The organism is Salidesulfovibrio brasiliensis JCM 12178, from assembly GCF_001311825.1.
Classification (GTDB): Bacteria; Desulfobacterota; Desulfovibrionia; order Desulfovibrionales; family Desulfovibrionaceae; genus Pseudodesulfovibrio; species Pseudodesulfovibrio brasiliensis.
On record NZ_BBCB01000010.1, the window covers coordinates 1 to 14,451 of the forward strand.

General features: G+C 59.0%; 12 protein-coding genes and 2 pseudogenes. 11 read left to right on the forward strand and 3 right to left on the reverse strand.

What is annotated here, in order from left to right:
- The 10 genes and pseudogenes from JCM12178_RS04900 to JCM12178_RS04945 all read left to right on the forward strand — a co-directional run.
- A partial coding sequence (locus JCM12178_RS04900; RefSeq protein ID WP_054649276.1) for an MBL fold metallo-hydrolase occupies positions 1–334 on the forward strand: 334 nt, incomplete at its 5' end.
- Positions 325–723 carry a ComEC/Rec2 family competence protein gene (locus JCM12178_RS04905; RefSeq protein WP_054649278.1) on the forward strand — a complete coding sequence of 133 codons (399 nt, stop codon included), beginning with the start codon at positions 325–327 and terminating at the stop codon, positions 721–723. The genes JCM12178_RS04900 and JCM12178_RS04905, both read left to right, overlap by 10 nt.
- Before the next feature lie 40 nt (positions 724–763).
- Positions 764–1,624, forward strand: a complete 861-nt coding sequence (locus JCM12178_RS04910) for an HDOD domain-containing protein (RefSeq protein ID WP_054649280.1) — start codon at positions 764–766, stop codon at positions 1,622–1,624.
- Between the two features lie 29 nt (positions 1,625–1,653).
- Complete coding sequence (locus JCM12178_RS04915) at positions 1,654–2,484, forward strand: MBL fold metallo-hydrolase (protein WP_054649282.1); 831 nt, start codon at positions 1,654–1,656, stop codon at positions 2,482–2,484.
- A 79-nt stretch (positions 2,485–2,563) separates the two neighbouring features.
- The gene (locus tag JCM12178_RS04920; RefSeq protein ID WP_054649284.1) at positions 2,564–2,962 is read left to right on the forward strand and encodes a response regulator; all 399 of its coding nucleotides are present in this window, start codon (positions 2,564–2,566) and stop codon (positions 2,960–2,962) included.
- Between the two features lie 145 nt (positions 2,963–3,107).
- Positions 3,108–4,241 (forward strand): PSP1 domain-containing protein, encoded by a 1,134-nt coding sequence (locus tag JCM12178_RS04925; protein WP_054649286.1) that lies wholly within the window; start codon positions 3,108–3,110, stop codon positions 4,239–4,241.
- A 39-nt stretch (positions 4,242–4,280) separates the two neighbouring features.
- The gene (gene metG / locus JCM12178_RS04930) at positions 4,281–6,230 is read left to right on the forward strand and encodes a methionine--tRNA ligase (RefSeq protein ID WP_054649288.1); all 1,950 of its coding nucleotides are present in this window, start codon (positions 4,281–4,283) and stop codon (positions 6,228–6,230) included.
- Between the two features lie 239 nt (positions 6,231–6,469).
- Positions 6,470–7,647: pseudogene (locus JCM12178_RS04935) on the forward strand (aminotransferase-like domain-containing protein).
- A gap of 32 nt (positions 7,648–7,679) precedes the next feature.
- Positions 7,680–9,385, forward strand: a pseudogene (locus JCM12178_RS04940) (FAD-dependent oxidoreductase).
- Between the two features lie 118 nt (positions 9,386–9,503).
- Positions 9,504–9,890: a response regulator gene (locus tag JCM12178_RS04945; protein WP_054649290.1), complete on the forward strand. Its 387-nt coding sequence runs from the start codon at positions 9,504–9,506 to the stop codon at positions 9,888–9,890.
- A 53-nt stretch (positions 9,891–9,943) separates the two neighbouring features.
- Here JCM12178_RS04945 and JCM12178_RS04950 read toward each other — a convergent pair whose 3' ends face one another.
- On the reverse strand, positions 9,944–10,483 hold the full coding sequence (locus tag JCM12178_RS04950; protein WP_054649292.1) for a GAK system XXXCH domain-containing protein: 540 nt from the start codon (positions 10,481–10,483) through the stop codon (positions 9,944–9,946).
- Positions 10,484–10,613: 130 nt separating this feature from the next.
- On the opposite strand from JCM12178_RS04950, the gene JCM12178_RS04955 reads away from it, so the two are divergent.
- The gene (locus JCM12178_RS04955; protein WP_054649294.1) at positions 10,614–11,768 is read left to right on the forward strand and encodes an iron-containing alcohol dehydrogenase; all 1,155 of its coding nucleotides are present in this window, start codon (positions 10,614–10,616) and stop codon (positions 11,766–11,768) included.
- Here the strand turns inward: JCM12178_RS04955 and JCM12178_RS04960 are convergent.
- Together JCM12178_RS04960 and JCM12178_RS04965 are read right to left on the reverse strand one after the other, a co-directional pair.
- On the reverse strand, positions 11,765–12,163 hold the full coding sequence (locus tag JCM12178_RS04960; protein ID WP_054649296.1) for an OsmC family protein: 399 nt from the start codon (positions 12,161–12,163) through the stop codon (positions 11,765–11,767). The genes JCM12178_RS04955 and JCM12178_RS04960 overlap by 4 nt on opposite strands.
- 54 nt (positions 12,164–12,217) lie before the next feature.
- A complete protein-coding gene (locus JCM12178_RS04965; RefSeq protein WP_172677069.1) occupies positions 12,218–14,413 on the reverse strand; it encodes an ATP-binding protein in 2,196 nt (731 codons plus the stop codon).
- Positions 14,414–14,451: the final 38 nt, after the last annotated feature.

Genomic DNA, 14,451 nt, shown 5'->3' on the forward strand with positions numbered 1-14,451 from the left:
CTTCGACATCGGTAGGGCCGTGGTGGGGCCGTATCTGGCGAGCGGTCGGCCGCCGCGTCTCGACGCAGTGGTCATGACCCATGCGGACAACGACCACATGGGTGGGCTGGCGTGGATCGTGGAGCGGTTTGCCGTGAACCGTTTCATCGGCAACGGTGACGCGCCGGACGGTGTGGCGGGCGCACGGATCATGAAGCTCTTGATGCGCGCGGAATCCCCCGGATCGATATGCAGTCCGGGGATGCAATCACTCTTGGTCGCGGTGCGGTTCTGCGTGTCCTTCATCCCGGAAATGTCTCGGGATACAACTCCAACGACAGCTCCTTGGTCCTGAGGCTCGAATGGAACGACAGGGTGCTTGCCTTGTTGACAGGCGACATTGAACAGAAGGCCATCAGCGATATTCTGCGTTCAGGCGTGTCGATGAAGTCGCAGGTGCTGGTCATGCCGCACCATGGCAGCAAGGGCAGTTCGCCGGAAATGATCGTGCCCGCCGTTGGTCCGGAGATAGGGCTCATCTCATGCAGGCGTGATAACCGCTACGGATTTCCCCACCCTTCGGTGCTTGGTGCATTGCGTGATGTCGGGGCTTTGATATTGCGTACGGACATAGACGGTGCGGCTTGGCTGTGCTGGGATGACGATATGGGAGCTTTGCGTATAGAAACCGCTGTATCGAATCGGAAAAACGGGCGTATGCAGTTGTTTCTTCCTGTTTATTAAGGTACTGGTCAATCAGGATTAATATGAGGATGGAAATCTGATGACCTCGACTGAAACCATACTGCGGGCTGTTGACATGGTTCCGGCGCTGCCTAAGACGGTGGACGCCATGCTCAATATGGGATGCGAACGCGATTGTTCCTCGATGGAGCTTTTGGGCATCCTCGGCAAGGACCCGGTCTTCAGTCTCAAACTGCTCCGGCTGATCAATTCACCGTTTTGTTCCATGGAAGAAGACGCGGCGTCGTTGCAGCGGGCAGCGGTCTTTGTCGGCACGGACACGCTACGAAACGTCGCCATCGGCCTTGGCGCAGTGGGCGCGTTCCCGGTGCGCAGCATGACCGGCCTCGACCCTGCCGAATTCTGGTTGCACTCTCTGGCCACCGGTGTTTGCGCAAGACTCATCGCCGAACGTCAGGGCGCGTCCGTGGAAGAAAGCTCCGAGTTCTTCCTTGCGGGCGTATTGCATGATATAGGAAAGCTGGTCCATGCGCTTTTCATGGGTGAGGAGTTTGGGCAAGTGCTTAAAATGGCGGCAGAACCCGGATGTGCACTGGCTGATGCCGAAAGCGAGGTGCTCGGAACCACCCATTCCGAAACGGGCTTCATGCTTGCCCGGAAGTGGGGGCTGCCACCGCTGGTCGCCGAGGCCGTCCGGTACCATCATGTGCCGTCGGCCTCCACGGGAAGTTCGGTTGTCGTCTGCGTTCACGCCGCCAACGAGATCGTGAAGCGGTTTGCCTTCGGTTCCGCTGGCGACTTTGAGGTGCAGGAGTTCTCCCCGGCCATAGCCGAAAGGTTGGGAGGATCTCTCGCCGAAGTGGCTGAAGAGCTTGGCGATCTGGACCACGAGGTGGATCAGGCGAGAATTTTCATCAAGTTGGCGGAAGCGGGAGCATAGGCAGGCGTTTAACAAGCGGGGGGTTGCGGATGATTGTCAGGTGCTGGGGCGCGCGAGGTGGCATCGCCGTCTCCGGGACGCGGTTCGACAGGTTCGGCGGGGATACCTGCTGCATCGAAGTGCGCGACTCGGATGGCAGGGTGCTCATCATCGACGCCGGAACCGGAATCCGCAGGCTCGGCAAGCGCCTTGTAGACGAGGGCGTTCCCGACTGCGACCTCTTCTTCACGCATTTCCATTGGGACCATCTCATGGGCCTGCCGTTTTTCAGAGCTCCACACCATTTTGCCGTGCGCATCAACGGCGACCCCCTTCCCGGAGTCACCACCGAGGAAGTGTTGAACAACGTCGTGTCTCCACCGTACTTCCCGGTTCCGTTTGCCGAGTTTTCCAAAGGGATGGAATTTTGTCCATTTGAGGGAAGCGGGCATTTTGGAAATATTGCCGTGACCGCCGTTCCGCTCAGTCATCCCGGTGGCGGCTCCGGCTACCGCTTTGAGGAGAACGGAAAGTCGTTCGTTTTCCTCACCGACAATGAGCTTTCGTATCAGCACGATGGCGGCCTGACGCTGGACGGCTATGCAGAATTCGCAAAAAACGCGGATTTGCTGGTGCATGATGCTGAGTATCTGCCTGAGGAGTACCCCGCCCATCGTCAGTGGGGGCACTCCCATTGGCTTGAAGCTGTTGACCTCGCGGAAAAGGCTGGCGTCAGGGCGCTCGGGTTGTTTCATCACGGTGCGTCGCGGTATGACGGGGAGGTGGCGGAGATAGTGGAGTCCTGCCGTTCCGAGATTCGCGACAGGGAATTGCGGATGGACTGTTTCGCCATGGCTGCGGACGTGGTCATCCGTCTTTAACTTCTTGATTTCCTTGGGGCGCGAGTGTACTACCCGTGCTAGGCCATGAGTTCGATTCTTTTCTGACAGGAGGAGCACGATGAAAGTCCTTATCGTGGATGATGACTTTTACAGCCGCAACATGATTCATGAGATCCTGAGGCCCTATGCCACCTGCGACATTGCGGTGAACGGCGAGGAAGCCATCGAGGCCTTCCGGGCCGGTCTTCAGCGCGGAGAACCGTACAGTGTCGTGTGTCTCGATCTGCTCATGCCCGAACTGGATGGTCAGGAAGCGCTCAAGGAGATTCGCTCCATCGAAAGCGAGCACGGCGTGCACCAGCAAAACGAGGCCAAGGTCATCGTCACCACCATGCTCGACGACAATAAGGAAACCCATGATGCGTTCTTCCTTGGCGGGGCGACCTCGTATCTGGTCAAGCCCATCGACGAGGAAAAGCTGCTCGGGGAGCTGAAGAGCCTCGGCGTCCTTTCCTAGAAAGCCGTCTTGTCCGTATTCCCAAGCAACGCCGCGCCGTTTCGCCGCGGCGTTTGTCATTTGATGTTCCGGCGTTTTTCCACTACATTGTCCGCCTTGAACACAATCGACCCCACCCCGCCGGGACGAGCGCGGGATTATCCATATGAGTCAGATTTTAGGAATTAAGTTTAGCGACTACGGGCAGGTCTACTATTTTTCGTCAGGCCCCTATGTGGTGCGCGAAGGCCAGCAGGTCATCGTCAAGACCGAGCAGGGCATGGGCTTCGGCGACGTGGTGCAGATCAAACAGGCTCCGCCGGATGGTGAGATCGACGACGAGATCAAGCCTATCTACCGGCTTGCCAACGACGAAGACGCCGAAACGGTCAAGGAAAACAAGGCTCTTGCCAAGGATGCCTTCGAGTACTGTCGCAAGTGCATCAAGAAGCGCAGTCTCGACATGAAGCTGGTCGAGGTCGAAGTCTTCTTTGACCGCTCCAAGATGATTTTCTATTTCACCGCTCCGGGCCGTATCGATTTTCGCGAGCTCATCAAGGACCTCGTGCGCGAGTACCGCACCCGCATCGAGCTTCGGCAGATCGGGGTCCGGCACGAGACCCAGATGCTCGGGGCCATCGGCAATTGCGGCCAGCTCTGCTGCTGCCGCCGCTTCCTGCGCAAGTTCGCTCCCGTGACCATCAAGATGGCCAAGGAGCAGAACCTCTTCCTCAATCCCACGAAAATTTCCGGCATCTGCGGCCGCCTCATGTGTTGCCTGAGCTATGAGCAGGAGGGCTATGAGGAGTTCAACCGCGAGTCGCCCAAAGTGGGCAAGCGGTACTCCACGGCCTTTGGTCAGGCCAAGGTGCTGCGTGCGAATTTCTTCAAGAAAAGCCTGAGTGTTCTGCTCGAAGGCAATGAGGAGAGGGAAATCTCCCTTGACGAGTGGAAGGAAATTGTCAACAAGCCCGTTGGAAGCGTTGAGGGGGCACCGGCTCCCAAGCCCGCTCCGAAGGAACAGCGCGAACCCCGCAAACGGCCGCCCAGGCGCGACAAGGGGCCGTCCGGCAAGGAGGCCCCCCAGCAGCGCAAGCCCCGTCGCAAGCCGACTCGCGAAGACGGTGGCGAAGGCAAGCCTGCGCCCGAAGGCAAGGGGGGCAAGGCAGAATCAGACGGAAAGTCCGGTCAGCCAGCACGCAAGAAGCGCTCCGATGACGGGCGCAAATCGCGTCCGCCCCGCCGCAGGCCCAAGCGCAGAAAAGGCCGCCGTCCGGCAAAAAAGAAGAACGAAGAATAACAGGCATGCATGGCTGAAGAGCCAGCAGGAGCGAATGACTTGGAACCTTTCTACATTACGACACCGATTTATTATGTGAACGCCCGTCCGCACCTGGGACACGCGTATACCACCATCGTTGCCGATTCCATGACGCGATTCAACAAGCTCATGGCCCGGGAGACCTTCTTCCTCACCGGCACTGACGAGCACGGCGACAAGATCGTACAGGCTGCGGAAAACAACAACATGTCCCCACAGGAATATGTTGACGGCATCTCCGCGGAGTTCAAGGCGCTCTGGCCCGATCTTATGTGCGAGAATGACGATTACATCCGCACCACTGAGAAACGGCACGTGAAAACCGTGCAGGACATTCTTCAAAAGGTCTACGACTCCGGCGACATATATTTCGGTGAGTACGGCGGCCACTACTGTTATGGCTGCGAACGCTTCTACACGGAAAAGGAACTGGTGGACGGCAAGTGTCCCGACCACCAGACCAAGCCCGAATACATTTCCGAGAAGAACTATTTCTTCAAGATGTCCAAGTATCAGGACTGGCTGAAGGATCACATCCAGAAGAATCCTGATTTCATCCGTCCCGAGCGCTATCGCAACGAAGTCCTGAGCCTGCTGGATTCCGGCGCGCTTGAAGACCTGTGCATCTCCCGGCCCAAGTCCCGGCTGACCTGGGGCATCGAGCTGCCCTTCGACAAGGACTACGTGACCTACGTCTGGTTCGACGCGCTCATTAACTACCTGACCGCGCTCGATTACCCGGACGGGGAGAATTACAAGGAGTTCTGGCCCGCCGCAAACCATCTGGTGGCCAAGGACATCCTGAAGCCCCACGCCATCTTCTGGCCCACCATGCTCAAGGCTGCCGGAGTGGAGCCGTACCAACACCTCAACGTGCACGGGTACTGGCTCATCAAGGACACCAAGATGTCCAAATCTCTCGGCAACGTTGTCGAACCGCTTAAGATGAAAGACACTTACGGCATCAACGCCTTCCGCTATTTTCTGCTGCGCGAGATGTCTTTCGGGCAGGATGCGTCCTTCTCCGAAGAGGCGCTTGTTGGCCGCCTGAACGCAGACCTCGCCAATGACCTCGGCAACCTCTTCAACCGCACCCTGTCGATGACGCACAAGTACTTCGGCGGCGAGGTCCCGACCCCGGTGAACGAGGAGATCGAGGACGCGGAGATCAAGAAGATCGGCCGCGACGCCATGAAGACCTATCAGGCCATGTTCGACGAGTTCAAATTCTCCCGTGCCCTTGAAGGCCTCTGGGAGCTGGTTCGCGGTCTGAACAAATACATCGACGTCACTGCGCCGTGGGCACTCAAGAAAGAGAACGACATGGACCGCCTTTCCACGGTGATCTACGTGCTTCTTGAGAATATGCGTAAAATCGCCGTGCACCTCTGGCCGGTAATGCCCGCAGCCTCCGAGCAGATGCTGGAGCAGCTCGGCATCAGCTTCGACCCCCGCAAGGTGGACCTCTCCAAGGAGATCGACGTCTGGGGACTGCTTGAGTCCGGCTCCACCGTGGACAAGACATCCAACCTGTTCCCGCGTGTGGAAATGCCCGAGCCGGAGCCCGCCAAGCCCGTCAAGGAAGAGAACACCGACAAGAAGTCCAAGAAAAAGAAAAAAGCCGACGAAAGCCAGAACGGCGAGTACATCGAGTTCGAAGACTTCACCAAGGTGGACATGCGCGTCGGTACCGTCCTCGATGTGGAAAAACACCCCGATGCGGACCGGCTTCTGTTGGTGAAGGTCGAGGTGGGCGAGGAGGAACCGAGACAGGTCGTTGCCGGACTGGCAGATTTCTTCTCCCCGGAAGACCTCAAGGGCAGGCAGGTGGTGGTCGTCACCAACCTCAAGCCCCGCAAACTCCGCAAGCAGCTCTCGCAGGGCATGATTCTGGCCGTGAAGAACGGTGATGACATGCAGCTCTTGACCCCGAGCGCGGAGGTCTCTCCCGGCTGCAAGGTCAGCTAGACGGGCTCAAATGAATGTAAAGGCCTCGTCCCTTCCGGGACGGGGCCTTTTTGTTTTCCTCTGTGTCGATACGGTACAGAATTGCGGCGGCACTCCGCGCATCTGGCACCATTGCGCACCGACTGATTTATCGCTGGAAATTCGGTGGCGTTCATGGTTTCATTCCCGGATTGTTTCATCCGGCCTTGCGCTATATCAAGAATGGGAGTAATTCCCCTACAGGAAAAAGGAGAATGGCAATGGAGGGCAGATTTGCCGCCCGGATGCAGACGGTGCATCGTTCGTTCATCCGGGAAATTCTGAAAGTCACGGCCGACCCGTCGATCATATCGTTCGCCGGTGGGCTGCCGAACCCCCGTATGTTCCCGGTCCCTGCCATGGAAGCGGCGGCGGGCGAGGTGCTGAGCGCCATGAACGGCCCGGCGTCCCTGCAGTATTCGACCACCGAGGGCGACCCTGTCCTGCGGTCCATCATTGCTGAGCGTTATGCCAAAAAGGGTGTCACCGTGGACCCGGACGAAATCCTCGTCACCACCGGTTCGCAGCAGTGCCTCGACATCGCGGGCAAGGTCTTTCTGGACAAGGGTGACATCGTTGCCATCGAGGCGCCCGGATACCTCGGCGCCATCCAGTCGTTCTCCGTATTCGAGCCGACGTTCGTGACCGTCCCGCTGGAGGACGACGGCCCGGACCTTGCCGCGCTTGAGGAGACTTTCAAGGCCGGTGCCAAGCTTTTTTACGCAGTGCCGAACTTCCAGAACCCGTCCGGTGTGAGCTACAGCCTTGAAAAGCGCAAGGCCGTGGCCGAACTGCTGGACAGATACGATGTGGTGTTCGTCGAAGACGACCCGTACGGAGAACTGCGCTTCATGGGCGAGCACCTGCCGCCGGTGTACTCCTTCCGAAAGAAGCCGGGGCTGCTGAACGGTTCGTTTTCCAAGATCGCCGCGCCGGGATTCCGCATCGGCTGGGTGGTGGCCCCCGGCCCCGTGCGCGACAAGCTCGTTGTTGCCAAGCAGGCGTCCGACCTGCACACAAGCACGGTTGCGCAGGCCATCATGCGTAATTACCTTGAGAACAACGCCATAGACGAGCACGTTGAAGCCATCCGCGAGACCTACGGTGCACACCGCAAGGTGATGGTCGAGATGATCGAGCGGCATTTTCCCAAGGGCGTGGAGTTCACTCGGCCCGAGGGCGGCATGTTCCTCTGGGTCACGCTTCCGGAAGGGTGTTCCTCCATGGACCTCTTCGACGTCGCCATTAAGCGCAAGGTCGCGTTCGTTCCCGGTCGCCGTTTTACGCAAACGGCGGGGGAGACAACACCTTGCGGCTCAACTTTTCCAATGCCGATCCCGAACGGATCGAGGAAGGCATCGCCCGACTGGGCGAAAGCATCCGGGATTTCATGAACTGATTTCCTGAACCGTCAAACCGGATGGAGCAGATATGTCCCAACATGTAGTAGTCATAGGCGCCGTGGCGCTCGGGCCCAAGGCCGCCTGTCGTTTCAAGAGGCTGGAGCCGGGGTCCCGTGTGACCATGCTCGACATGAGCGACGTGATTTCCTACGGCGGCTGCGGCATTCCCTATTATGTCTCCGGCGAGGTCTCCGACGAGACCCAGCTCATGACCACCAGCTTCCACATGGTGCGCGACGTGCCGTTCTTCAAGGACGTGAAGGGCGTTGACGTCATGACCCGCACCAAGGCCGTGAAGATCGACCGGGACGCCAAGAAGGTTTACTGGGAAAACCTCGACACCGGCGAGACCGGCGAGCTTGATTACGATCAGCTTGTGGTTGCCACCGGCGCGACCCCGCGCAGTCTGAACCTGCCCGGCGAAGACCTTGAAGGCGTCCATTACGTCTCCAATCCCCATGACGCCACGGACATCAAGGATGCCATTGCCAAGGGCAAGGTCGGCAGCGCCGTGGTTATCGGCGCAGGGTTCATCGGCCTTGAAATGGCAGAGGCGTTCACCGACATGTGGGGCGTGGACACCACCGTAGTGGAGATTTTCGACCAGATCATGCCGAGGCTTGTAAGCCCGGACCTGGCCAGGATGGCCCAGAACCACATGGAAGAACAGGGCGTGGTTTTCCACCTCGGCGAGACCGTCAAGGCCATCGAGGGCGAAGGCCGGGTGCAGCGCGTCATTACCGACAAGCGGACCATTGAGGCCGAATGCGTTATCGTCTCCGTGGGCGTCATCCCCAACGACCAACTGGCCCGTGAGTCCGGTCTGGAGTGTCACGAGCGCGGCGGCATCATGGTTGACGAGACCATGCGCACCAACGACCCCGCCATTTTCTCCGGCGGTGACTGCGTGGTGGTCAGGAATCTGTTGACCAACCAGCCCATGTTTTTGCCGCTCGGCTCCATGGCCAACAGGCAGGGCCGCATCATCGGCGACAACCTTGCCGGCGGCAGTTCCAAGTTCGACGGCGTGCTCGGTTCCTTTGTGGTCAAGACGTTCGAGACATCGCTTGCCGGAACCGGCATGAGCCTCGACACGGCCAAGGCATCGGGATTTGACGCGGCCAGCGTCTTGTTGGTGCAGCTCGACCGTGCACATTTCTATCCCACCAAGGACCTGATGACGCTTGAGCTGGTCTACGAGCGCGGAACCGCAAGGTGCTCGGCATTCAGGGCTTCGGCAGCTCGGGAGACGCCATGGTGGGCCGTGTTAACGCAGTAGCCGCTGCCATGAAATACGGCCTGACCATCGACGAGCTTTCCACCATGGAGCTTGCGTATTCGCCGCCGTTCTCCGCAGCCATGGACGTGCTCAATTCCGTGGCGAACATGGCGGACAACGACGAGCGCGGTATCAACCGCGGCGTGGGGCCGCAGGGATTCGTGGAGCTTTGGGACGAGCGCGAGACCGGGGATTACTGCTTCCTCGACTGCCGCGAAACCCCGGACGCAAAGCCGTTCATGGAAAAGTTTCCGGACCACTGGTGCAACATCCCGCAGGGCGAAATCTACAAGCGTTTCGAAGAAGTGCCGGAGGACAAGGCCATCGTGCTGGTCTGCAACACTGGCGCCCGCGCTTACGAGGCCCAGATCATGCTTGAGCACAAGGGTGTGAAGGACGTTCAGGTCATTCGCGGCGGCATGGCCGCGCTCAAGAAGTGGGGCGCGGATTTATAGAATCGGCTCAGAACGTATAGAGAAGACAAAATAATGTGGCCCGGCGTTGTCTCAAACGTCGGGCGTGTTACGTTCAGGTTCCGTTACGCATGAAAGACTGTATGAAGAGGGGTGGAAGATGCGTTTTCTGATCGTGGATGATGATGAATCCATTCATGTGTACCTCAAGAATATGCTTGCGCCGTATGCCGAGTGCGATTCTGCCATGACCGGGCAGGAGGCGGTGGACATGTTCCGCAAGGCCAGAGAAGAGGGGGAACCCTACGAGGCTGTTTTCATGGACATTCTCATGCCGGGCATGGATGGTCATGAAGTTGCCGAGAAGCTCCGTTCCGAAGAGATCGCCGAGGGCGGCGGCGCATTCAAGCTGGTGATGATCACCTCGCTGGCGGACAGCAAGAACGTCAGCAAAGCATTTTTCGATACCTTTGCCACCTGCTACATCGTCAAGCCGTTCGACAAGAGCATGATTCTCGACGAACTGTATGCGAACATGGTCATCTGAGCTCCCAAAAGCGAGCGTCTTTCCGCATGAAGGCATGGCTTCATGCGGTTTTTTTATTTGTAGCGGGCGTGGCAGTGGCTGTAGAGGGACTGGATCATGTCCACGGTTTTGTGCAGTTCCGGCATGTCTTCGGCCTCATAGGCGGCTGCGAATGCGTCGCAGACTTCGGTGTATTCGTCGTAATACTCGTCGCCGTACCCCGGATAGTCGACCATGAGCTTCGAGTCCGCAAGGAACTCATCCACGGCCTCTTTGGGCGGCATGGTGTCATCGTGAATCATGCGGAATATCATTTTGAAGCTGCCTTTCATGCGCTTCTTGAGAGTCTTGTACGAAGGCTTTTCGTCCTTGGAAGCGGCAGGCTCCATCGGCGTATCCTCGCTGCCGAGGCAGACCTCCATGTTGCCGGGGGCGGCTTTGACCTTCACCTCCATCTTGCCGTAGCGCTCCTTGGCCGTGAGCTTCAGTTTTGTGAAATCCTCGGGACACTCCATCCCGTCCGCTGCCTTGCCTTCAAGGGCGTCGGCAAGTTCCCTCAGAAAGGCGGGAAGCTCTTCGCGGGACATGTATCGTTCGATCTTGTTGCGGCTCATGCGTGCTCCTTGCAGACCGGACGCTTGCCCGGTGTCGGGTTCATGGGGTACGACCGATACCATAGCATTGCCTGAAGAAATGGCAATCATTACCCATTGAATTCTCTTCTCGAAATCGGAGGAAATCCATATGCGTTTCACCTTTTCCGCGCCCGGTTCCATCATCTTTGGTCGAGGCCGAGCCTCGCAGCTTGCGGAGATCGCTTCAGCCCGAGGCGACCGAGCCTGTGTCGTTACCGGAGCAAACCCCAAGCGGCATTCAGGGCTTGTCGAGCAGCTTGAAGCCGTTGGTCTGAAGCCGCTTCTGCTGAGCGTGGCGGGTGAGCCTGACACGCAGGTCGTCATGGAGATGACCGCCAGGGCGAGGGAGGCCGGCTGCGATGTCGTCGTCGGCATCGGTGGCGGCAGTGTCATGGACGCGGGCAAGGCCGTGTCCGCGCTTCTGACCAACGAGGGGGAATTGCTCGACTACCTTGAAGTGGTGGGAAAGGGACATTCGATTGCGCATCGCCCGGCTCCATACATCGCGGTGCCCACCACGGCCGGGACCGGGGCCGAGGCCACGGCGAACGCAGTGCTGCTTTCGCCGGAGCATGGAGTGAAAGTCAGCATGCGCTCACACATGATGATTTCCGAGGTGGCGCTGGTGGACCCCGAGCTTTCGGCGACCATGCCTCCTTCGGTCACGGCAGCCACCGGCATGGACGCCCTGACCCAGCTTCTTGAGGCGTTGGTCTCGAAAAAGGCCACGCCAATGACCGACCCCTTTTGCCGGGACGGGCTGGCCCGTGCCGCCGACGCGCTGCCAAGGGCCTATCATGATCCGGATGACATGCAGGCTCGTGAGGACATGGCATATGCCTCACTGCTTTCCGGCATGGCGCTGGCGAATGCGGGGCTTGGTGCTGTTCACGGTTTTGCGGCTCCCATCGGCGGACGGTACAAGGCGCCGCACGGAGCGGTCTGCGCGGCGCTTCTGCCGCATGTGATGGAAGTGAACATCAGGGCCCTGCGGGAGCGGGACTCCGGTTCGGACCGTCTGGCGGCCTATGCGGGCGCAGCGTGGCTGCTGTGCGGGAGTGCGGAAGCAGATGTGGACGACGGGGTGGCCATGGTGGCCGACCTGTGTCGTGACATGGCCATTCCGACGCTGGGCGAGCTGGGCATGGCCGAGGCGGACATCGCCCCCATGGTCGACGCCGCCTCAAAGGCCAGCAGCATGCGCGGCAACCCGGTGGAGTTGACGCGCAAAGAGTTGCAAGAGATTCTGGAGCGCGCGCTCTAGTTGGTGAATTCCATCGCGAATTCAGGCGCTTCCAGCACGTTTTTCTTCACCGTACACTGATCCACGGTTCGCAGAAGGGGCTTGCGCAGCTTTTCCGGAAACCCGTCCGGCAGGGTGATGTCCAGCACCATGCGCTCCATGCGCGGCTTGCCGTCGGCCATCTCGCATCGCGCCTTGATGGAGAGCCCGTCCGTTGGAATCTCGTGGTTGATGCAGAAGCGATTGGCGTACACGCCTGCACAGGTCGCCAGCGAGATCATGAAAAAGTCGAACGGGGTGGGGGCGCTGTTCTCGCCGCCTTCGTCCGTGGGAAGGTCGGTGATGACTTCGTGTCCGTTCATGGTTGCCCCGACCTTCATGCCGCCGGGGAAATGTACGTCTATGATCTTGTCCATTACTGCCTCCTTGCTTGGTTGAAGAGGGCAGTATAGGCGTCCTGACTGGTTGGATCAACCCAGGTGGTTGCGAATTGTCTGCAACAGGGCGAGCTTGCTTACCGGTTTGGAGAGGTAGAAATCGCAGCCCACGGAAAGGCAGCGCCGTTCATCGTCTTGCATGGCGTTGGCTGTCAGGGCGACGATGGGTGTTTGCGTGCGGCGGTCTTCCTTTTCAATGGCCCGGATCATCCGGGTGGCCCCGTAGCCGTCCATTTCGGGCATCTGGATGTCCATGAGCACGAGGTCGTATTCGCTGGTGCGGTAGAGCGCCACGGCCTCGACGCCGTTTTCTGCAAAGTCGATACGCTCCACGCAGTTTTGCATGAACAATTCCAGCAGGCCACGGTTGCTGTCCGAGTCCTCGGCGACGAGGATGGTGGGCTTCCTTTTACGTATTTGCGCTTCAATGGCTTTGACGTTTTCCTTGTCCGGCCTTTTGGATCCCTCTGGCGCGGCGGCAATTTCAAAGGGTGCCCTGAGCAGTACGCGGGTTCCTTCGCCTTCGTTGGAGTCCAATATGAGCGAGCCGCCCATGAGATCGGCCAGTGCTCTGCATATGGCCAGCCCGAGGCCGGACCCGCCGTATTTTCGCGTCGTGGAGGCGTCCGCCTGTGTAAAGCGCCCGAAAATGGCGTTTTGCATATGCTGCGGTATCCCGATTCCGGTGTCCGAGACAGCGAAAGACAGGTTGAGCATGCCGTCCTTTTCATGCGGCTCGGTGCTGATCGAAAGCTCTACGTGGCCTTGTTCGGTGAACTTGACTGCGTTGTCGAGCAGGTTGAGCAGAATCTGACTGAGCCGGACCCTGTCGGCGACCACAGCGTCGGGGACATCCGGCGCAACGAACTCCTGAAAGGCCAAGCCCTTTTTTTTCACCTTGTCGCGAATGATGTTGGCGACCTCTTCAATGCAGGTTCTTATGTTGACGGTTTCTTCGGCAAGCTGAAGCTGCCCGGCTTCGATCTTGGAGAAGTCCAGAACGTCATTGAGGATGCCGAGGAGCAGTTCGCTGGACGATTTGAAGGTGTCGATGTATCGACGCTGTTGCTTGGTCAGGTCGGTCTCGAGCATCAGTTCCGCCATGCCGAGAATCGAGTTCATGGGTGTACGGATTTCATGACTCATGCCTGCCAGAAAGTCGCTCTTGGCTCGTCCCGCCGCTTCCGCCGAGGCCTTGGCGGCGGCAAGCTGTCGTTCGGTCTTGCGGTGTTCGGATATTTCGCGCACCAGCGCGGCGTTCGTTTTCTCCAACTCTTCGGTGCGTTCGGCGATCTGCCGCATCAGGCGAGCCGAACGTTCCACCGCCCGACCGATGTCGTCCAGTTCACGGAGTCGCGCTCCGGGAAAGGCGTCGGGCGTTTTGCCCTGCTGGACCTGATCCAGAATCGTTACCGAGTTGAGGACCGGGCGGAGAATGTCGCGGCGTATGAGAAAGATGATGGAAACCAGCGAGGCGGAAATCAGGATGAAACAGGCCGCCCCAAGGTAGAATGCCTGCTCGGCCTTGCTGGCGATGACCGTGAACCGTTCCGAGGCGGTCTGAACCGTTCGGATGGAAAGCTGCCCGATGGTCCTGTCGAGCTGCGTCGAGATGGCGTGCCACAGGGATTTGAGCCGGTTTTCCTGCGCCCGGTGGGTCTCGAGGTTTTCCACGAAATCCCGGAGCAGGGTTTGTTTCGCTCCCCCTTTCAACGCGGGATTGCCGAGCAGCTCTTTGAGTTGCTCTATGGATTCATAGAATTCCGTGTCATTGTCAGTGTATATGGCCCTTGCCATTGCCGGTATGGGGTCGACCCCCTTGGGAAACGAAGGATTTTCGGCCTGCATTGTTTCAAGGCCGACTCGGGCCCTGCGCATTATCATGGTCTGCCTGCCGCGCAGTGCGTGGATTTCCCGCAACTGTTCCGCAGTCTTGCGGACGATGTCCGTAATGGCCTGATTGCGCTCGAACGCCGCGTCCTGCGAAAGGACGTGGGACGCGAGCATGAACCGTCGGCGTTCCAGCGGGTCGGGGCTGCGGTAGATGATCTGGGCGAAACGAAAGAGCTTTTCAAGGTTGATGGCGGTGCGGAGGTTGTCGGAGACGGCTTGCAGCACGTTGTCCCGGGTATCCACGGAGAGTGAGTTGATGCTGTTCAGGGACTTGACGATGATAAGCCCGAAAAGCAGCAGCAGTGTGGCAACGACCGCAAGGTAGCGGGTCGCCATGGGCATGAGTCCGCTTTTGGAATGTTTTTTTGATGATC